The sequence below is a fragment of the Azospira sp. I09 genome (genome assembly GCF_009177135.1).
GTDB classification, from domain to species: Bacteria; Pseudomonadota; Gammaproteobacteria; order Burkholderiales; family Rhodocyclaceae; genus Azospira; species Azospira oryzae.
Genome location: NZ_AP021844.1, coordinates 3,466,224 through 3,485,672, shown reverse-complemented (window position 1 = coordinate 3,485,672; position 19,449 = coordinate 3,466,224). Strand labels below are relative to the sequence as shown.

At 66.5% G+C, this 19,449-nt stretch carries 14 protein-coding genes; 9 read left to right on the top strand and 5 right to left on the bottom strand.

What is annotated here, in order from left to right; translation table 11 throughout:
- The gene (locus tag AZSP09_RS16335) at nt 1–2,706 is read right to left on the bottom strand and encodes a PAS domain-containing sensor histidine kinase (RefSeq protein WP_152090645.1); all 2,706 of its coding nucleotides are present in this window, start codon (nt 2,704–2,706) and stop codon (nt 1–3) included.
- Between the two features lie 186 nt (nt 2,707–2,892).
- Here AZSP09_RS16335 and AZSP09_RS16330 point away from each other — a divergent pair, with 186 nt between their 5' ends.
- The 7 genes from AZSP09_RS16330 (at nt 2,893) to phoU (ending at nt 13,811) form a co-directional block, all read left to right on the top strand.
- Nucleotides 2,893–4,101, top strand: coding sequence for an ABC transporter substrate-binding protein (locus tag AZSP09_RS16330; protein ID WP_014236667.1), 1,209 nt, complete (start codon nt 2,893–2,895; stop codon nt 4,099–4,101).
- 214 nt (nt 4,102–4,315) lie between these two features.
- Complete coding sequence (gene aceE / locus AZSP09_RS16325; protein ID WP_152090644.1) at nt 4,316–6,988, top strand: pyruvate dehydrogenase (acetyl-transferring), homodimeric type; 2,673 nt, start codon at nt 4,316–4,318, stop codon at nt 6,986–6,988.
- A 20-nt stretch (nt 6,989–7,008) separates the two neighbouring features.
- Nucleotides 7,009–8,676, top strand: a complete 1,668-nt coding sequence (gene aceF / locus AZSP09_RS16320) for a dihydrolipoyllysine-residue acetyltransferase (protein ID WP_152090643.1) — start codon at nt 7,009–7,011, stop codon at nt 8,674–8,676.
- A gap of 12 nt (nt 8,677–8,688) precedes the next feature.
- The gene (lpdA, locus tag AZSP09_RS16315; RefSeq protein WP_152090642.1) at nt 8,689–10,434 is read left to right on the top strand and encodes a dihydrolipoyl dehydrogenase; all 1,746 of its coding nucleotides are present in this window, start codon (nt 8,689–8,691) and stop codon (nt 10,432–10,434) included.
- A gap of 161 nt (nt 10,435–10,595) precedes the next feature.
- Nucleotides 10,596–12,284, top strand: coding sequence for a hypothetical protein (locus tag AZSP09_RS16310; protein ID WP_014236663.1), 1,689 nt, complete (start codon nt 10,596–10,598; stop codon nt 12,282–12,284).
- 62 nt (nt 12,285–12,346) lie between these two features.
- Entirely contained in the window at nt 12,347–13,018 is a 672-nt protein-coding gene (gene rpiA, locus AZSP09_RS16305; RefSeq protein WP_152090641.1) for a ribose-5-phosphate isomerase RpiA, read from the top strand.
- 82 nt (nt 13,019–13,100) lie between these two features.
- The gene (gene phoU / locus AZSP09_RS16300; protein WP_014236661.1) at nt 13,101–13,811 is read left to right on the top strand and encodes a phosphate signaling complex protein PhoU; all 711 of its coding nucleotides are present in this window, start codon (nt 13,101–13,103) and stop codon (nt 13,809–13,811) included.
- A gap of 87 nt (nt 13,812–13,898) precedes the next feature.
- Here the strand turns inward: phoU and AZSP09_RS16295 are convergent, their stop codons facing one another.
- The 4 genes from AZSP09_RS16295 to AZSP09_RS16280 all read right to left on the bottom strand — a co-directional run bounded on the left by AZSP09_RS16295 (nt 13,899) and on the right by AZSP09_RS16280 (nt 17,936).
- Nucleotides 13,899–14,171, bottom strand: coding sequence for an oxidative damage protection protein (locus AZSP09_RS16295; RefSeq protein WP_152090640.1), 273 nt, complete (start codon nt 14,169–14,171; stop codon nt 13,899–13,901).
- Between the two features lie 99 nt (nt 14,172–14,270).
- The gene (argA, locus tag AZSP09_RS16290; protein WP_014236658.1) at nt 14,271–15,617 is read right to left on the bottom strand and encodes an amino-acid N-acetyltransferase; all 1,347 of its coding nucleotides are present in this window, start codon (nt 15,615–15,617) and stop codon (nt 14,271–14,273) included.
- A 57-nt stretch (nt 15,618–15,674) separates the two neighbouring features.
- The gene (gene pap, locus AZSP09_RS16285) at nt 15,675–17,183 is read right to left on the bottom strand and encodes a polyphosphate:AMP phosphotransferase (RefSeq protein ID WP_014236657.1); all 1,509 of its coding nucleotides are present in this window, start codon (nt 17,181–17,183) and stop codon (nt 15,675–15,677) included.
- A gap of 3 nt (nt 17,184–17,186) precedes the next feature.
- The gene (locus AZSP09_RS16280; protein ID WP_152090639.1) at nt 17,187–17,936 is read right to left on the bottom strand and encodes a 16S rRNA (uracil(1498)-N(3))-methyltransferase; all 750 of its coding nucleotides are present in this window, start codon (nt 17,934–17,936) and stop codon (nt 17,187–17,189) included.
- Between the two features lie 121 nt (nt 17,937–18,057).
- On the opposite strand from AZSP09_RS16280, the gene AZSP09_RS16275 reads away from it, so the two are divergent.
- Together AZSP09_RS16275 and AZSP09_RS16270 are read left to right on the top strand one after the other, a co-directional pair.
- Complete coding sequence (locus AZSP09_RS16275) at nt 18,058–18,618, top strand: thioredoxin family protein (RefSeq protein WP_152090638.1); 561 nt, start codon at nt 18,058–18,060, stop codon at nt 18,616–18,618.
- A 14-nt stretch (nt 18,619–18,632) separates the two neighbouring features.
- Nucleotides 18,633–19,445 carry an inositol monophosphatase family protein gene (locus AZSP09_RS16270; protein WP_152090637.1) on the top strand — a complete coding sequence of 271 codons (813 nt, stop codon included), beginning with the start codon at nt 18,633–18,635 and terminating at the stop codon, nt 19,443–19,445.
- Nucleotides 19,446–19,449 lie beyond the last annotated feature (4 nt).

Here is a 19,449-nt window from a genome sequence, read left to right as displayed (position 1 = left end):
TCATTCCTCCAAAGGCAGGGTGAATCGGAAAACGGTGCCGCCGCCCGGATTGGCGTCGGCCCACAGGCGGCCCTTGTGGTACTCGATGATGGACCGGCAGATGGGCAGGCCCATGCCCATGCCCTCGGGCTTGGTGGTGTAGAAGGGGGCGAACAGTTCCTCGGCGGTGGTGCTGCCGAGGCCGTGACCCCGGTCGGCCACCGCCACCTCCAGGCTGTGATTGTCCGGGAGGGTCGCGGACACCGTCAATCGGCGTTCCGCCGGCAGGGTGTCGCGCATGGCCTCGATGCCGTTCTTCACCAGGTTGAGCAGCACCTGCTCGATCATGATGCGGTCGGCAAACAGGGGTGGCAGGTCCGGCGGCAGGTCCACGCAGATGTTCACCCCCAGCTTGCGCGCCTCGATCTCGGCGAAGCCCAGGGCTTCCTCGACGATGTCGCCGAGCAGCACCTGGCCCCGGTTGGGCTCGCTCTTTTTCACGAACTCCCGCATGCGGCGGATGATCTTGCCCGCCCGCTCGGCCTGGAAGCTGGCCTTTTCCATGGCCCCCAGCAGCTCCTCCGGCTTGGCGGCGCCGCCCTTCATGCGCTTGACGCAGCCCATGCAGTAGTTGGCGATGGCGGCCAGGGGCTGGTTCAGCTCGTGGGCCAGGGAGGAGGCCATTTCGCCCATGGTGATGAGGCGCGAGGTCTGTTCCAGGCGCTTCTGCTGCTGCAGGTTCACTTCCTCGATCTGCTTGCGCTCGGTGATGTCGGTGCCGATCTGCACCCGCACCACCCGGCCGTCCACCCAGCGGATGGCCCGGTCGTGCAGGTGGTACCAGCGGCCGGAGAGGCTGTTCTGCACCTCGCCGTCGAACAGCTGGCGCGGCAGCACTTCCGGCGAGAGCAGGCGCAGGTCGCAGTCGAAGGCGCCCACCGGCGGCCGGCAGGCTTCAGTCACTTCCCAGCAGTTGCGGCCGACGGCGTCGAAACCGAAGATGCTCTTGAAGGCCCGGTTGCCGAAGAGGATTTCGTCGCTCTTGGCGTCGGCCACGTACACCGCCGAATCCAGGCCGTCCAGCACCGCCATGAAGCGCTCCTGGGAGCGTTCCAGTTCGCCCCGCACCCGCTTCGGCTCGGTGATGTCGGTCATGGCCCCCATCCAGCCCGTCTGCTTGCCATTGGCGTCGATCAGGGGGGAAATGTAGAAGCGCACGTCCATGCGCTCGCCGTTCTTGCGCATCACCCGCTGCTCGAAGCCCTTGGCGGGGGCCTGGCCGGCCAGGGTCAGCTCGATGTTGGTGGCCAGCTGGCGGGCGTGTTCCGGCGGCCAGTAGGGGAAGGGGGGCTTGAGACCCAGCAGCTCCGCCTCGCTCCAGCCCAGCATGCGGCAGAAGGCCGGGTTCACGTAGATGATGCGGCCTTCCATGTCGATGGCCCGCAGGCCGGTGGACACGGATTCCTCCATGGCCTTGCGGAAGGCGTATTCGTCGGTGAGGGCCTGCTCGGCGGTCTTGCGGTCGGTGATGTCGTGGGCCACGGCGTAGAGCAGCTTCTCCTCCGGCACCGGGTTGATGCTCCACAGCAGCCACTTGTCCTGGCCGTTGGCGCTGTGGAAGCGGCACTCGAATTCCTGGGCCGCCCCTTCCGCCAGATGGCGCAGCATGTCCACCACCAGGGCCATGTCGTCCGGGTGCACGAAGTCCAGCAGGGACTTGTCCCGCAGCTCCCCCAGGGGATAGCCCAGGACCCGCTCGAAAGCCGGATTGACCCGGCGCAGCTTGCCTTCCAGGGTGGCGATGCACTGCAGGCCGAGGGACAGGGAGAACAGCCGGTCCCGCTCCTTCTCCGCCTGCAGGCGGCGCTGCACGTCGCGCCGCAGCAGGGCCAGGCTCCAGATCAGGGCCAGGGTCAGGGCGCCGATTACCAGGGGCGGCAGGGTGCGGGACCAGGCATCGTCGGTGGCGTAGGCGATGGCCCGCAGGGAAAGGCCGTTGGCCGGCGGCTCCAGGGTCAGGCGGTAGGCCAGTTCCTTGCTGGTGGGGCGCACCGCCGTATTGGCCGCCACTTCCTTGCCCTCCCCGTCTTCCAGGGTGAGGCGGTATTTTTCGGTGAACCAGGTGGGCACCGGATGGCGCAGCAGGCCGTCGGTGCTGTAGATGCCGACGATGGCGCCCATGTCCTCGCGCCAGCGCTGCACCGGGATGGTCAGATCGAAGTAGGCGGCGCCCTGGCGGTTGCGGTAGGTGCTGCCGTAGAGGGGCCGGCCGCCACGCAGGGCTTCGGCCAGGCGGTCCTGCTGGGTCGGGTCCAGGCTTTCCCCGGCCACCCATTCGGTGGCCTCGAAGGGCGCCACCCACTGCACCTTGCCCTTGGGGTCCACCCACAGCACCACCGACAGTTCCGGATTGTTGGCCAGGTGCTGGGCGGCACGGATCTGGAAATCCTCGTAGTCGAGCACGCCGTCGGCCAGGTTGCGGCCCAATTGGACGAGGAAATCCTGGTTGGCGGTGAGGTGCAGGCGCAGGGTCTGGTCGGCCCACTGCATGTCCCGCTCCACCATGGCGCGGCGCTCGTCCGCATCCCGCTTGTCGATGTAGCCCACCAGGGCAAACATGGTGAGGGCGAAGAGGACGATGGCCAGGTAGGGGACGAGCCAGTACCACCCGCCCCGGGCAACGGCGGCTTTATACGGCAGGGAGGCGGGTTCGGCGCGGTCCGGCATGGCGCTGGGAGGCAATTCGGGTCTCAATCTTCGCTGCCCGTACAAGCGCCGGGCCATTGGTGTTTACCCTGAGTATCGCATGGGCAGTGGCTCGGCGGCCCGGCGAGGGGTGCGGCGATGGGATAATGGCGGCTTGCGGGATAACCCGAATTGGCGCCCTCCCGACCCATCCCGTAGGCTCGCCCCATGCTGCCCGCCCTCCCTTCTCGACTGTCGCTCTTCCTCGCCGCGGCCATCGCGCTGCTGGCCCCTGCCTGGGCCCAGGCCGCCCCCCAGGCGCCCCTGCCGATCCGCATCGGCGTGTACGGCCCCTTCACCGGCGGCTCCAGCCCCATGGGCCTGTCCATGCGCGACGGCATCCGCCTGGCGACGGCGGAGATCAACGCCGGCGGCGGCCTCCTGGGGCGCCCCCTGCAACTGGTGGAGCGGGACGACGAGGCCAACAACCAGCGGGGAAGCCGCATCGCCCAGGAGCTGGTGCAGATGAAGGTGACCGCCGCCGTGGGCATCGTCAATACCGGGGTAGCCCTGGCCAGCCAGCATTACTTCCAGGATGCCCGCATTCCGGTACTCACCGCCGTGGCCACCGGCTCCATCATCACCAAGCAGTTCCTGCAGCCCCACTACGCCGAGAACTATGTCTTCCGCGTCTCCAACAGCGACGCCATCCAGGCGGCCATGATCGTCGAGGAGGCGGTGGAGCGGCGCCGCTTCAAGCGCCTGGCCATCATCCACGACACCACAAACTACGGCCAGTTGGGCCGGGAGGACCTGGAGAAGGCCCTCACCGCCAAGGGCCTGAAGCCGGTCAGCATCGAGCATTTCAACCTGGGCGAGATCGATCTGACCCGCCAGCTGCAGCGGGCCCGGGACGCGGGCGCCGAAGCCATCCTGGCCTACGGCATCGGTCCGGAACTGGCGGCCCTGGCCAACGGCCGTGCCAAGCTCCACTGGGAGGCGCCCCTTATCGGCGGCTGGACCCTTTCCATGTCCTCCTTCATCGACAACGCCGGCCCCAATGCGGAAGGGGCACGCATGCCCCTCACCTTCATCGACGAGGGCACCTCCCTGAAGCGACGCCAGTTCCTCGACGCCTACCTGAAGGCCAGCGGCGCCCCCCGCATCCCGGTGCCTTCAGCCGCGGCCCAGGGCTACGACGCCATGCTGCTGCTGGCTGCCGCCATCCGCCAGGCCGGCAGCACCGACGGCCCACGCCTGAAGGCGGCCCTGGAGAACCTGCGGGACAAGGTGGAAGGGGTAGTGCAGATCTACGAGCGCCCCTTCAGCCCCAACGACCACGAAGCCATCGACCGGCTCGACACCCCGGTCATGGGCGAGGTCCGCGGCGGCCGGGTGGTCCATGCCTACGGCGTACGCCTGCGCCACGTGCCCTGAGCCGCCCTCACCGGGGCCACCAGCCCGCCGAGGAGACTGCCAGGCACCCCAGGCCCAGTCCTGCTCTATGTTGCAGTGCAATGTTGCACAATACGAACTGTGTTTTTACAATGTGGAAATTCGCTAGGCGAAGCTATCGTTTCGGTCTAAGCTAGGTGTTGCCGCCCCACCCGGTGCGCAACAAAAAAACGTCCTTCCAAATAGGAGACAAACCATGGCAGCACTGCCCGAAGTTCCCCAATCGGTTGATGCCGATCCCCAGGAAACCAAGGAATGGGTCGACGCCCTCGAAGGCGTGATCGAGAAGGAAGGCCCGGACCGGGCCCACTACCTGATCGAGAAGCTCATCGGACAGGCCCGTGAGGAAGGCGTGGACATTCCCTACAGCGCCACCACCGAATACATCAACACCATCCCCGCCGAGAAGCAGCCCAACTACCCGGGCAACCCGGACCTGGAAGAGCGCATCCGCTCCTACATCCGCTGGAACGCCATGGCCATGGTGGTGCGGGCCAACAAGCACACCAACGTGGGCGGCCACATCGCCTCCTTCGCCTCCTCCGCCGTGCTCTACGACGTGGGCTTCAACTGGTTCTGGAACGCCGCCTCCGACAACCACGGCGGCGACCTGATCTTCTTCCAGGGCCACTCTGTGCCCGGTGTCTACGCCCGTGCCTTCATGCTCGGCCGCCTGACCGAGAACCAGATGGACAACTTCCGCCAGGAAGTGGACGGCAAGGGCATCTCCTCCTACCCCCACCCCTGGCTGATGCCGGATTTCTGGCAGTTCCCCACCGTCTCCATGGGCCTGGGCCCCCTGCAGGCCATCTACCAGGCCCGCTTCATGAAGTACCTGCAGTGCCGCAACCTGGTGCAGACCGAAGGCCGCAAGGTGTGGGCCTTCCTCGGCGACGGCGAGGTGGACGAGGTGGAATCCCTCGGCGCCATCGGCATGGCCGCCCGGGAAAAGCTGGACAACCTGATCTTCGTCATCAACTGCAACCTGCAGCGCCTGGACGGCCCGGTGCGCGGCAACGGCAAGATCATCCAGGAACTGGAAGGCGACTTCCGCGGCGCCGGCTGGAACGTCATCAAGCTGATCTGGGGCACCCACTGGGACGCCCTCTTCGCCCGCGACAAGAAGGGCATCCTGAAGAAGCGCATGATGGAATGCGTGGACGGCGAGTACCAGACCTTCAAGGCTAAGGACGGCGCCTACGTGCGCGAGTACTTCTTCAACACGCCGGAACTGAAGGAGCTGGTGGCCGACTGGACCGACGACGAAGTGTGGGCCCTGAACCGGGGTGGCCACGACATGTTCAAGATCTTCACCGCCTTCAAGGCCGCCACCGAACACAAGGGCAAGCCCACCCTGATCCTGGCCAAGACCATCAAGGGCTTCGGCATGGGCGAGGCCGGCGAGGCCCAGAACACCACCCACCAGACCAAGAAGATGGGCCACGAGGCCCTGCGTCGCATGCGCGACCGCTTCAACCTGCCGGTGCCGGACGACAAGATCGACGAGGTGCCCTACCTGAAGTTCGAGGAAGGCTCCCCGGAACTGACCTACATGCGGGAACGCCGCCTGGCCCTGGGCGGCTACCTGCCCCAGCGCCGCGAGAAGGCCGCCCCCCTGGCGGTGCCCGAACTCTCCGCCTTCGAGGGCCTGCTCAAGGCCACCGGCGAAGGTCGGGAAATCTCCACCACCATGGCCATCGTGCGAGTCCTGTCCACCCTGCTCAAGGACAAGAACATCGGCCGCCACATCGTGCCCATCGTGCCGGACGAATCCCGCACCTTCGGCATGGAAGGCATGTTCCGCCAGGTCGGCATCTGGAACCAGGAGGGCCAGAAGTACGTGCCCCAGGACCACGACCAACTGATGTTCTACAAGGAATCCCAGGACGGCCAGATCCTGCAGGAAGGCATCAACGAGGCCGGCGCCATGGCCGACTGGATCGCCGCCGCCACCGCCTACAGCACCCACGGCGTGCAGATGGTGCCCTTCTACATCTGCTATTCCATGTTCGGCCTGCAGCGCACCATGGATCTCTGCTGGGCTGCCGGCGACCAGCGCGCCCGGGGCTTCCTGGTGGGCGGTACCGCCGGCCGCACCACCCTGAACGGCGAAGGCCTGCAGCATGAGGACGGCCATTCCCTGATCCTCTCCGGCCTGATCCCCAACTGCGTCTCCTACGACCCCACCTTCGCCTACGAAGTGGCCGTGATCATGCAGGACGGCCTGCGCCGCATGTTCAAGGAGCAGGAGGACGTCTATTACTACCTGACGGTGATGAACGAGAACTACGAGCACCCCGAAATGCCGGCCGGTGCCGAAGCCAACATCGTCAAGGGCATGTACCAGTTCAAGAAGGGCGCCGCTTCCGACGCTCCCCGCGTGCAGCTGCTGGGCTCCGGCACCATCTTCCGCGAGGTGATGGCCGCCGCCGAACTGCTGAAGAACGACTGGGGCGTGGAAGCCGACCTGTGGTCCTGCCCTAGCTTCAACGAACTGGCCCGCAACGGCCAGGACACGGCCCGCTGGAACCTGCTGCACCCCCTGGAAAAGCCGAAGAAGAGCCACGTGGAAGAATGCCTGGACGACACCCGCGGTCCGGTCATCGCCTCCACCGACTACGTGCGCCTCTACTCCGAGCAGATCCGTCCCTTCATCAACCGCCGCTACGTCACCCTGGGCACCGACGGCTTCGGCCGCTCCGACACCCGGGAGAAGCTGCGCCACTTCTTCGAGGTGGATCGCCACTGGGTCGTCCTGGCCTCCCTCAAGGCCCTGGCCGACGATGGCCAGATCGAGCGCGAGAAGGTGGCTGCGGCCCTGGTCAAGTACGGCCTGGACCCCGAAAAGCTGAATCCCCAGACCTGCTAATCGCCTGACGGAGAAGAACAATGAGCCAAACCATTGAAGTGAAGGTCCCGGACATCGGCGATTTCAAGGATGTGCCGGTCATCGAAATTTTCGTCAAGCCGGGCGACACCGTGAAGGTGGAAGATCCCCTGTGCTCCCTGGAGTCCGACAAGGCCACCATGGACGTGCCCTCTTCCGCCGCCGGCGTGGTGAAGGAAGTGAAGATCAAGGTCGGTGACAAGGTTGCCGAAGGCAGCGTGGTGGTGATCCTGGAAAGTGCCGCAAGCGGCGCCGCTGCGGCGGTCCCCGCGCCCCAGGCCGCTGCGCCGGCTCCGGTGGCAGCAGCCCCCGCGACCCCTGCGCCTGTTGCTGCCGCCCCGGCCCCGGCCGCCTCCGGCCCGGTGGAAGTGAAGGTGCCGGACATCGGCGACTTCAAGGACGTGCCGGTCATCGAAGTGTTCGTCAAGGTCGGCGACACGGTGAAACAGGAAGATGCCCTGTGCTCCCTGGAGTCCGACAAGGCCACCATGGACGTACCCTCTTCCGCCGTCGGCGTGGTCAAGGAAGTGCGCGTCAAGGTCGGCGACAAGGTTTCCGAAGGCAGTGTGGTGGTGGTGCTGGAAGGCGCCGCCGGTGCCGTGGCCGCCGTGGCTGCAGCCCCTGCGGCTGCCGCACCGGCACCGGCCGCCCCCGCGGTCATCCCGCCGGAACTGGACGGCCCCGCGCCCACCAAGCCCTTCACCCCGGCCCCCGCTGCCGCGCCCTACGGCCTGGCCCTGGGCGGCAAGGTGCACGCCTCCCCCTCGGTGCGCGCCTTTGCCCGGGAACTGGGCGTGGATCTCTCCAAGGTCACCGCCACCGGCCCCAAGAGCCGCATCCAGGCCGAAGACGTGAAGGCCTACATCAAGGGCGTCATGTCCGGCCAGACCGTGGCCCCCACCCAGGTGGGCGGCGGCGGCATCACCGGCGGCGGCTCCCTGGACCTGCTGCCCTGGCCCAAGGTGGACTTCGCCAAGTTCGGCCCCATCGAAGCCAAGCCCCTCTCCCGCATCAAGAAGATTTCCGGCGCCAACCTGGCGCGCAACTGGGTGATGATCCCCGCCGTGACCTACCACGAGGACGCGGACATCACCGACCTGGAAGCCTTCCGGGTGCAGTTGAACAAGGAAAACGAAAAGAGCGGCCAGAAGCTGACCATGCTGGCCTTCATCATCAAGGCCTGCGTCAAGGTGCTGCAGCAGTTCCCCGAACTGAACACCTCCCTGGACGGCGACAACCTGGTGTACAAGAAGTATTACCACATCGGTTTCGCCGCCGACACGCCCAACGGCCTGGTGGTGCCGGTACTGAAGGACGCCGACAAGAAGGGCGTGCTGGAGATCGCCAAGGAAACCGGCGAACTGGCCAAGCTGGCCCGGGACGGCAAGCTGAAGCCCGCCGACATGCAGGGCGCCACCTTCACCATTTCTTCCGTCGGCGGCATCGGCGGCACGGCTTTCAGCCCCATCGTCAATGCGCCGGAAGTGGCCATCCTGGGCGTTTCCAAGTCCAGCATGAAGCCGGTGTGGAACGGCAAGGAATTCGTGCCGCGCCTGATCGTGCCCCTGTCCCTCTCCGCCGACCACCGCGTCATCGACGGCGCCCTGGCGACCCGCTTCAACGCCGAACTGGCCAAGCTGCTGGCGGATTTCCGCCGGGTCATGCTGTAAGGGAGAGAGAACATGAGCCAACTGGTTGAAGTAAAGGTCCCGGATATCGGCGACTTCAAGGACGTGCCCGTCATTGAAGTGTTCGTGAAGGTCGGCGACACGGTGAAGGTGGAAGACCCCCTGGTCTCCCTGGAGTCCGACAAGGCCACCATGGACGTGCCCTCGTCGGCTGCCGGCGTGGTCAAGGAAATCAAGGTCAAGCTGGGCGACAAGGTGGCCGAAGGCACGGTGATCGTGGTGGTGGAAGCAGGTGCCAGCGCCGCTGCCCCGGCGCCCCAGCCCGCCGCCCCGGCGGCAGCACCCGCTCCTGCAGCGGCTCCGGCCCCCGTGGCTGGAAGCCACGGCGGCGGCGCCGACGTCGAATGCGACATGCTGGTGCTGGGCGCCGGCCCCGGCGGCTATTCCGCCGCCTTCCGCTCTGCCGACCTGGGCCTCAAGACCGTGCTGGTGGAACGCTACCCGACCCTGGGCGGCGTCTGCCTCAACGTCGGCTGCATTCCCTCCAAGGCCCTGTTGCATGTAGCCGCGGTACTGGAAGAAGCCCAGCACCTGGCCGACTGCGGCGTCACCTTCGCCGCCCCCCAGGTGGATGTGGACAAGCTGCGCGCCCACAAGGAAAAGGTGGTGGGCAAACTCACCGGCGGTCTCGCCGGCATGGCCAAGGGCCGCAAGGTGCAGCACGTGCAGGGCGTTGGGGCTTTCATCGACCCGCACCACATTGAAGTCACCGCGGCCGACGGCAAGAAGCAGGTGGTGAAGTTCAAGAACGCCATCATCGCCGCCGGCTCCCAGCCCGTGGCCCTGCCCTTCATGCCCAAGGACGATCCCCGGGTCATCGACTCCACCGGCGCCCTGGAACTGCGCTCGGTGCCGAAGAAGATGCTGGTCATCGGCGGCGGCATCATCGGCCTGGAAATGGCCACGGTGTACAGCGCCCTGGGCGCCCGTATCACCGTGGTGGAACTGGGCCCGGGCCTGATGCCCGGCGCCGACCGGGATCTGGTCAAGGTCTGGGAGAAGAAGAACGCCCAGCGCTTCGACCGCATCCTGCTGGCCACCGGCGTCACCGCCGCCGAGGCCAAGGCCGAAGGTATCGAGGTCACCTACTCCACCGGCGAGAAGGAAGCCTTCGACCTGGTGCTGGTGGCGGTCGGCCGTACTCCCAACGGCAAGAAGATCGCCGCCGACAAGGCCGGCGTGGCCGTCACCGACCGGGGCTTCATCAACGTCGATGCCCAGATGCGCACCAACGTGCCTCACATCTTCGCCATCGGCGACATCGTCGGCCAGCCCATGCTGGCCCACAAGGCAGTGCATGAAGCCCACGTCGCCGCCGAAGTCGCCGCCGGCGAGAAGGCTGCCTTCGACGCCCTGCAGATTCCCAGCGTGGCCTACACCCATCCGGAAATCGCCTGGGCCGGCAAGACCGAAGACCAGCTCAAAAACGATGGCATAAAGTTTGAAAAAGCCGTGTTCCCCTGGGCGGCCAGCGGCCGGGCCATCGCCAACGGCGCCGAGGAAGGCTTCACCAAGCTCTTGTTCGACGCCGAAAGCCATCGCCTGCTGGGCGGCGGCATCGTCGGCATGAACGCCGGCGACCTCATCGGCGAAGTCTGCCTGGCCGTGGAAATGGGCTGCGATGCAGTGGATATCGGCAAGACCATCCACCCCCATCCGACCCTCTGCGAATCCATCGGCATGGCGGCGGAAGTGGCCCACGGCAGCTGCACCGACCTGCCGCCGATGAAAAAGAAATAAGCCGGCCGCCACCTGCCGGCAAGCACCACCCCGCAAGGCCGCCCACCCCGGGGCGGCCTTTTACTTTTTGCGCAAAACCGGGGGGAACCCCGAGACTCCTTAATTTTCAAAGAAAAAAGGAATAGACTCCTCCCCTTATTGCACCTGCGTGACAGACCATCATGCTTAACTGGATCACTTCCCGCCTGAAGAATTCTGGCAGCGATCACCCCCTGGGCAGCGACAAGGGGATTGACGCCTATCTGGCCCAGATTCCGCGGGTCAATCCGCAAACCACCCTGCAGGATGTGGATCAGTGGCTGGAACACCCGGAACAGCTTTCCGCCGACATGCCGCCGGAAAGTGTCGCCCGGGCAGTGGAACGCCTGGACGAGAACATCCAGCCGGCCCTGGCTGAAGCCTGGATCAATTATTTCAACGACAACCGCCAGGACTACCTGGCCGATCGCCTGCTGAAGACCCTGGAGCACCACTACCGGAGCGCCTACCAGGCCTATCGCCACGTGCTCGAAGCTCTGGCCCAGCAGGCAATCCAGTCGGGCAAGGAACCCGATCGCACCCGCCTCACCAAGTTGGCGGTACGCACCATGCAGGCCCTGGTGTGGGGCAAGAAGATCGCCCAGTTCAACTATGTGGGACCGGATGCCCTGTGGTGGAGGACCTGCCACGAAGTCCTGTTCCTGGCCCGTAACCTGGGGCTGTTGCACGGCAAGGTCAGTGCCTACCCGGACCTGCCGGAAACCACCAGCGTCTGGCGTGAATACCTGGTCGGAGTCCTGTTCGAGTCCGTGCCCCTGTCCAACCTGACACCGCCCCAGATGGAAGCACTGGACCGCACCATCCGCAAGGTGGAATCCCACTGCCTGTTCATCGACAGCTTTACCTCCCAGACGCCTTTCCGCATCAATCTGGAAGCCACCGACGGCCCCAGTCGTTGCAGCCCCGGCCAGGAAATGGGTCCTTCCTGGCGCTATTTCGGCCCCGGCCCGGCCCAGGCACAACTCATCAAGCTGCGCGCCACTCTGCAAACCAGCGGCAAGCTGCCGGATTGGCTGGACAACTGCCAGTGCGACACCCGCACGGCCATGGATCTCCTCCATCTGCTGATCCAGCATTGGTCCCTCACCCCACCGACGCGCCAGCAGGAACGTACGCCCCTGGCGGCCAATCTGCTGGTGGTGGCCGGCCTCTCCATGGCCCGGCGCGCCATCGCCGCCGCCGAATTCGCCCGCTCCGGCCGCACCCTGGACTACAAGGGCCACGTCCGCATCCTGGACCTGCATCGGGTCGAGGGTGGCGCCCGTCCCGAAGAGGAAAAGCAGGCGCCGCCCAAGACCCCCCTGGAAGTGCTCCAGGCCCTGGAAAGCACGGGCATCCAGCAGATCACCGACACCTGGGAAGGCCTGGACCTGAGCGCCGCCGGCCTGGGCGCGCGCCTGCCCTTCCGCCGCCCCTGGCACAGCATCGGCGCCCTGGTGGGGTATCGCCTCGAACACGAGATCGACTGGCGGGTCGGCATCATTCGCCGCCTCGGCCGCAGCCACGGCAAGCCCAATGCCGGCCTGACCGTCTTCCCCGGCATCCCGGCCTGCGCCCAGGTGCAGCTGGCGGACAAGAATGCCGATTGCCCCTGGAACGAGCAGATTCCCGAAGCCATGGGCCTGGGCCTGCTCGATGCCATCCTCATCTCCCGGGAGGAACGCTTGCTGGCCGTACCGCCGGACACCTACACCCCGGACCGCCGGGCCGACCTCATCATCGGCGGCAAGCGCCAGCCCATCCGCCTGGCCGGCATCCAGGAGAGCGGCCCCGACTACCAGCTCATCCTCTACCGGGAAAATGAGGCCTGAGTCCGCCGGCGGCCAATCCCTCCGGTAAAATAGGGCTTTTCCAGCCCCCACCGGATTCCCCCATGACCCAGGACGAACTCAAGCAGGCAGTGGCCCGTGCCGCTGCCGATTACGTGGCCAGCCGCGTCGCCGAAGATGCCATCATCGGCGTCGGCACCGGCTCCACCGCCAACTGTTTCATCGACGCCCTGGCCGCCATGAAGGGCCGCTTCCGCGGCGCCGTGGCCAGCTCCGAAGCCACGGCCGCCCGCCTCAAGGGCCACGGCATCCCGGTGCTGGACCTCAACGACGTCAGTTCCATGCCCGTGTATGTGGATGGTGCCGACGAGGTGACGCCCAAGCTGCACATGATCAAGGGCGGCGGCGGCGCCCTGACCCGGGAGAAGATCGTGGCCGCCGTGGCCGAGACCTTCATCTGCATCGCCGACGGCTCCAAGCTGGTCCAGGCCCTGGGCAAGTTCCCCCTGCCGGTGGAAGTGATCCCCATGGCCCGGGCCCAGGTGGCGCGGGAGCTGGCCAAGCTGGGAGGCACGCCGAAGCTGCGGGAGGGCTTCCTTACCGACAACGGCAACATCATTCTCGATGTACACGGCCTCTCCATCGCCGATCCGGTGGATCTGGAAAGCCGCATCAACCAGATCGTCGGCGTCGTGACCAACGGCCTCTTCGCCCGCCGCGGTGCCGACATCCTGCTGCTGGGCACCCCGGAAGGGGTCAAGACACTTAGCGCTTGACCGAAAAGGCGGGGGCGCTGAAACTTCCCTGTCACATTAGCCTGCTAACGTTGCCGGTTCTGACCCCAACAGGACCGCGACCATGGAAGCCATGAGCGAACATACCTACAAGCAATTCGATATCGAGCTGGAAAGCCTGCGCACCCGTGTGCTGCAGATGGGCGGACTGGTCGAGCAACAGGTGAAGAAGGCCATGCAGGGCCTCTACGCTGCAGATACCAGCCTGCTCGAAGCGGTGGTCCGGGAGGATGCCCGGGTGAACCAGCTGGAAATTGAACTGGACGAAGCCTGCAACCAGGTCATTGCCAAGCGCCAGCCCACCGCCATCGACCTGCGCATGATCACCACTGTGATCAAGGCCATTTCCGATCTGGAGCGCATCGGCGACAAGGCCCACAAGATCGGTCGCCTGGGCCTGGCCCTCAACGCCCAGCACACCTCCTTCACCCCGGACGTGGAACTGCGGCACATGGCCGACCTGTCCCTGGAGATGCTGCACACGGCCCTGGACGCCTTTGCCCGCCTCAACGTCACGGCCGCCGCCGAAGTAGTGCACCAGGACGAGGCGGTGAACGTGGAATACAGCTCCGTGGTGCGCCAGCTCATCACCTACATGATGGAAGACCCCCGCACCATCTCCCGCTCCCTTGACATCATGTCCATCGCCAAGGCCATCGAGCGGGTCGGCGACCACGCCAAGAACATCGCCGAATACGTGATCTACATGGTCAAGGGCCTCAACGTGCGCCACGCCACCCTGGAAGAGATCGACCGGGAAATCGCCAACAGCTAATTCCTTACTCCCCGGCCATGCCCCGGCCAACAAAAAGGCCGCAGATCGAAGTATCTGCGGCCTTTTTGTTGGGGGTGCTGCCGGGAATCAGGCGGCCGGCGGCACGTAGCCCTGCACCTGTTCGGCGCCTTCGCCGAAGAAGTGCTTTTCCAGCTGCTCGGCCAGGTATTGGCGATGGCGCTGGTCGGCCAGGTTGAGACGGTTCTCGTTGATGATCATGGTCTGCAGGCGAATCCACTGCTGCCAGGCTTCCTTGGAGACGTTCTCGAAAATGCGCTTGCCCAGTTCGCCCGGGTAGGGGGCGAAATCCAGGCCTTCGGCCTCCCGGCCCAGCTTGATGCAGTTGACGGTTCTTGCCATGGTGCTTCCTCCAGAAATTGGTTGGGGATGATTATATCGCGAGGCCGCCGCCGTACCGCCAAAGCCCCCAGTCACTGTGGGGCCATGGGGCGCGAGGCCCTACTTGCCCAGACTCTTCATCAGCACCTTGGAGCGGCGCTGCAGGTTGTACATGTGGCGTTTTTCTTCCGGCAGCTCGTCCACCGAGGCCAGGGCAAAGCCCCGTTCGATGAACCAGTGGGTGGTGCGGGTAGTAAGCACGAACAGCCGCTTCACCCCGGCCGCCTTGGCCTTGCCCTCGATGTGCTGCATCAGGCGTTCGCCGTAGCCCCAGCGGCGATGTTCCGGCGAGACTGCCAGGCAGGCCAGCTCCGCCGTCTTGGCCTTCTGGCCGTCTTCCGCGTAGGGGTAGAGGGCGGCGCAGCCAACGATGACGCCATCGTGCTCCACCACCGAGAAGCGGCCGATTTCCCGCTCCAGCAGTTCCCGGGGCCGGTGCACCAGGGTGCCGTCCTCTTCCAGGGGGGCGATCAGGCCCACCAGGCCGCCGATGTCGTCGGGCTTGGCATCCCGCAGGGTATCCAGGGGGTCCCGGGTGACCACGGTACCGACGCCGTCGTGGGTGAACAACTCGTGCAGGACGGCGCCGTCCAGTTCATAGCCGATGATATGCACCCGGCCCACACCCCGCCGGCTGGCGCGCACGGCACAGGGCAGGTAGCGCTTCAGGTCCGGCGACAGCCATTCGCCGACCCGGGCCAGCTGTTCCGCCGCGTCGGCGGTCAGCTCGTCCAGCAGGTTGCCCTCCGCATCGGTGGCGCCCTGGCTGTCGGTGAGGAAAATCAGCTTGTCCGCCCCCAGGGCCTTGGCCGCCTCCTCCGCCACTTCTTCCATGGAAAGGTTGAAGATTTCGCCGGTGGGACTGGCCCCCAGGTTGGAGAGCAGGACGATGTTGCCCAGGCCCAGCTGGGCTTTCAGCCCTTCCGCGTCGATCTTGCGCACGGCGCCGGTGTATTGCAGGTCCACCCCGTCCAGCACCCCCATGGGGCGGGCGGTGATGAAGTTGCCGCCCACCACCCGGATGGTGTTGCCGGCCATGGGCGTGTTGGGCAGCCCCTGGGAAAGGAGGGCCTCCACTTCCAGGTACACGCTGCCGACGGCATCGATGACGCAGTCCAGGGTATCCGCATCGGTGATGCGCTGGCCGGCGTGGAAGCGGCTTTCCAGGCCTTTCTCCTGCAGCTCTTCCTCGATCTGGGGGCGGGAGCCGTGCACCAGCACCAGGCGCACCCCCAGGTTGGCCAGCAGACTGACGTCGTAGGCGAAGGTGCGGGCCAGGGGGCCGGAGATGGACTTGCCGCCGAAGGCGACGACGAAGGTCTTGCCGCGGAAGGCATTGACGTAGGGCGCGACGGAACGGAACCAGGCGACGAACTGGGCGGCGTTGGGCAGGGCGTTATCGGTCATGGGCGGGCTGTTCTGAGGGCAAGCGCACGATGGGCAAGGGGAGACTTTACGACAGTCTCATTTCTTTTTCCCGCTCTTGGCGGGGTCTTTTTTCAACGACCTTTCCAGATGCTCGCACAGCGTGCGCAAGACATGGATGCGGGCGTAGTTCTTGTCGTTGGCCGGCACCAGGGTCCAGGGGGCGATTTCGGTGCTGGTGCGGTCCACCATGTCGCACACCGCCTGCTCGTAGTCGTCCCACTTTTCCCGGTTGCGCCAGTCTTCGTCGGTGATCTTGAAGCGCTTGAAGCGGGTGTCCTCCCGCTCCTTGAAGCGGCGGTACTGCTCGTCCTTGCTGATGGCCAGCCAGAACTTGGCGACCACGGCACCGTCCCGCACCAGCTGGTCCTCGAAGTCGTTGATCTCGGCGTAGGCCCGCATCCAGTCGGCCTCGCCGCAAAAGCCCTCGACCCGCTCCACCAGCACCCGGCCGTACCAGGAACGGTCGAAGATGGTGACCCGGCCGTGGCGCGGCACCTGGCGCCAGAAGCGCCACAGGTAGGGCTGGGCCCGCTCTTCCTCGGTGGGGGCGGCGATGGGCACGATGCGGTACTGGCGGGCATCCAGGGCACTGGTGATGCGGCGGATGGTGCCGCCCTTGCCGGCGGCGTCGTTGCCCTCGAAGACGGCGATGAGGGAACGGCCCTGGAAGCGCTCGTCCCGGCACAGGGCGTTGAGCCGGCCCTGCCACTCGGCCAGCTCGCTTTCGTACTTCTTCTTGGCCAGGGCCTTGGACATGTCCAGGGCGGTGAGCAGGTTCTCCCCGGGCACCGGTCGCTGGAAGGGGGCGGCGGCGATGCGCAGGTTGCTGTCCGGCCGGGCCAGGCGGCGGCGCATGGCATCCAGCACGATGCGGCCCACGGCCAGGGAACGGTAGCGCTCGTCGAAGCCGTCCACCACCACCCAGGGGGCATTGCCGGTGCTGCTGTGGCGCAGGGCGTGTTCGGAGACTTCCCGGTATTCGTCGTAATGCTCGTAGCGCCACCAGTCCTGCTCGCTCACCCGCCAGCTCTGCTTGGGGTCCTTGGAGAGGGCCTTGAGACGCTTTTTCTGGTCGTTCTTGGAAAGGTGGAACCAGAACTTGATGAGCAGGGCGCCTTCGTCGGTGAGCATCTTCTCGAAGCGGACGATCTCCTCCAGGCGCTGGTCCAGCTCGGAAGCCTTGAAGGTGCCGTTCACCCGGCCCTGGATGGGGTCGGTGTACCAGTTGCCGAACATGATGCCGACCCGGCCCTTGGGCGGCAGGGAACGCCAGAAGCGCCACATGGGCGGCCGCTCCCGCTCCTCGTCGGAGGGTGGCGGGAAGGCGTGTGTGTCGATGTGGCGCGGGTCCATCCAGGAGTTGAGCAGATTCACCGTCTCGCCCTTGCCGGCCCCGTCCACGCCGTTCACCAGGATGATCACCGGGAAGCGCTTGGCCTGCAGCACGTCGTACTGGGCATCCAGCAGGTCTGCCCGCAGCTGGGGCACCTGGGCATCGAAATCCTTCTTGTCGACCCGGTGTTCCAGTTCCGCCGATTCAAACATGACTCACCCTCCCCTGAAATCGCCCCACAGGGCCTGAATCGCTGCCAGGGCCGCCAGGCCCGCCGTTTCGGTGCGCAACACCCGGGGGCCCAGGCTCACCGGGGTGAAGCCGGCGGCCACCGCCGCTTCCGCCTCCTCCGGCGCCAGGCCGCCTTCGGCCCCCACCAGCAGGGACACCGGACCGTCCGGCGGCGCCATGGCCGCCAGGGACACGGCAGCACCGGGCAGCAGCACCAAGCGCCGGGAAGCGCTCTCCGCCTGGCCAAGAGCCCGCTCCAAAGGCAATAGGGGCGCCACTTCCGGCAGCCGGTTGCGGCCGCACTGCTCGCAGGCGGAGACAGCGACGCCGCGCCAGTGCTCCAGGCGCTTGGCCGCCCGCTCGCCGTCCAGGCGCACCACGCTGCGCCGGCTGGAGACCGGCTGGAAGCGGCTGACGCCCAGTTCCACCGCCTTCTGCAGGGTGAAATCCATCTTGTCCCCGCCCTGCAGGGCCTGGATCAGGGTCAGGGCCAGGGGCGACTCGCATTCCCGGGGCTGGTGCTCGCCCAGGCGCACCCGCACCCGGTCCTTGGCCACGGCCTCGATGCAGGCGCCGTACTCGCCGCCCCGGCCATCGAAGAGGATAAGGCCGTCGCCGGCCTGCAGGCGCAATACCCGGGCGGCATGACGGGCCGGACCTTCGGGCAGGTCCACGGAGAGCCCGGGACTCAGGCTGAGGGCCTCGGGGGAGCAGAAAAAGCGGGGATCGGTCATCGTGCTATTATAGGCGCGCGCGCCCTTACGTCGCCCATTCCCGTGCATCCACGGGGCTTGCGGGCCAGTTCCAGAGAATCGGGGCCGCTCTGCCATACCCTGACAGAAAGCGAGTTTCCCCATGGTCAGCCTCACCACGCCGCTCTGCGACTTCGGTTGGCAAGCGCCGGACTTCCTCCTCCCCGGCACCGACGGCCGCCAGCACGGCCCGGCCAGCGCCCGGGGTCCCCGGGGCCTGCTGGTGATGTTCATCTGCAACCACTGCCCCTACGTCAAAGCCATTCTCGAGCGCCTGGTGCGGGACTGCCGGGAACTGCGCGACCACCACGGCATCGGCAGCATTGCCGTCATGAGCAACGACACGGCGGCCTACCCGGAAGACGGCTTTGCCCAGATGCAGGCCCTGGCCAGCCAGTGGGACCTGCCCTTCCCCTATGTGCTGGACGACAGCCAGGCCGTGGCCCGGGCCTACGGCGCTGTGTGCACCCCGGATTTCTTCGGCTTCAACGCCGACCTGCAACTGCAGTACCGGGGCCGCCTGGACGACACGGGCCGCAATGCCCCCCGCCCCGATGCCCGCCGGGAGCTGTTCGAGGCCATGACCCTGGTGGCCGCCGGCGGCCGCGGCCCGGCGGAGCAGACGCCGAGCATCGGCTGTTCCCTGAAATGGCGTGACACCTGAGCCGGAGCCGTTCCATGCGCTACGCCGACAACGCCAACCGGCACACGGTTGAAACGGTCATCGCAGCCGTGCACCAGGTGGCCCGGGAAGCCATCGTGCCCCGTTTCATGAAGGCCATCCACCACCGCAAGGATGACGGCACCCTGCTCTCGGAAGCGGACCTGGCGTGCCAGAGCTTTCTCCTGCAGCGCCTGCCGGAAATCGTCCCCTGCCCGGTGATCGGCGAGGAAATGAGCCGGGCCGAACAGGAAGCCGCCCTGGAGGCGGGCAACGGGGACGTGTGGTGCATCGATCCCATCGACGGCACCACCAACTTCGTCAACGGCCTGCCCGTCTTCGCCGTCTCCATCGCCCTGCTGCGGGAACGCAAGCCCCGCCTGGGCATCACCTACAACCCCATCACCAACGAACTGTTCTATGCCTGGGAGGGCGGTGGCGCCTACGTGAACGGCAAGCGCCTGCCCCTGCGCCGGGTGGCCGGCAGCCTGGACCAGGCGGTAGCCAATGTGGACCTGAAACGCCTGCCCCGGGAACTGGCCGTCCGCATCGCCACGGCACCGCCCTTCTTCTCCCAGCGTAATTTCGGCAGCAGCGCCCTGGAGTGGTGCCAGGTGGCCGCGGGCCGCATCGACGTGGCAGTGCACGGCGGCCAGATGCTGTGGGATTACGCCGCCGGCTGTCTGATCCTGAAGGAAGCGGGCGGCCACATGTGCACCCTGGAGCAGGACGACTTCCACGCCGACGACCTGTGGCGCCGGCGCATCGTCGCTGCCCTGGACCCCGGCGTCTTCGCCGCCTGGCGGGACTGGCTGCGGGCCGACCTCTAGGCCG

Excerpts from the sequence above, each read along its gene's own strand:
- AZSP09_RS16335 (WP_152090645.1), bottom strand. The coding sequence starts at position 2,706 with ATGCCGGACCGCGCCGAACCCGCCTCCCTGCCGTATAAAGCCGCCGTT.
- AZSP09_RS16330 (WP_014236667.1), top strand. The coding sequence starts at position 2,893 with ATGCTGCCCGCCCTCCCTTCTCGACTGTCGCTCTTCCTCGCCGCGGCC.
- aceE (WP_152090644.1), top strand. The coding sequence starts at position 4,316 with ATGGCAGCACTGCCCGAAGTTCCCCAATCGGTTGATGCCGATCCCCAG.
- aceF (WP_152090643.1), top strand. The coding sequence starts at position 7,009 with ATGAGCCAAACCATTGAAGTGAAGGTCCCGGACATCGGCGATTTCAAG.
- lpdA (WP_152090642.1), top strand. The coding sequence starts at position 8,689 with ATGAGCCAACTGGTTGAAGTAAAGGTCCCGGATATCGGCGACTTCAAG.
- AZSP09_RS16310 (WP_014236663.1), top strand. The coding sequence starts at position 10,596 with ATGCTTAACTGGATCACTTCCCGCCTGAAGAATTCTGGCAGCGATCAC.
- rpiA (WP_152090641.1), top strand. The coding sequence starts at position 12,347 with ATGACCCAGGACGAACTCAAGCAGGCAGTGGCCCGTGCCGCTGCCGAT.
- phoU (WP_014236661.1), top strand. The coding sequence starts at position 13,101 with ATGGAAGCCATGAGCGAACATACCTACAAGCAATTCGATATCGAGCTG.
- AZSP09_RS16295 (WP_152090640.1), bottom strand. The coding sequence starts at position 14,171 with ATGGCAAGAACCGTCAACTGCATCAAGCTGGGCCGGGAGGCCGAAGGC.
- argA (WP_014236658.1), bottom strand. The coding sequence starts at position 15,617 with ATGACCGATAACGCCCTGCCCAACGCCGCCCAGTTCGTCGCCTGGTTC.
- pap (WP_014236657.1), bottom strand. The coding sequence starts at position 17,183 with ATGTTTGAATCGGCGGAACTGGAACACCGGGTCGACAAGAAGGATTTC.
- AZSP09_RS16280 (WP_152090639.1), bottom strand. The coding sequence starts at position 17,936 with ATGACCGATCCCCGCTTTTTCTGCTCCCCCGAGGCCCTCAGCCTGAGT.
- AZSP09_RS16275 (WP_152090638.1), top strand. The coding sequence starts at position 18,058 with ATGGTCAGCCTCACCACGCCGCTCTGCGACTTCGGTTGGCAAGCGCCG.
- AZSP09_RS16270 (WP_152090637.1), top strand. The coding sequence starts at position 18,633 with ATGCGCTACGCCGACAACGCCAACCGGCACACGGTTGAAACGGTCATC.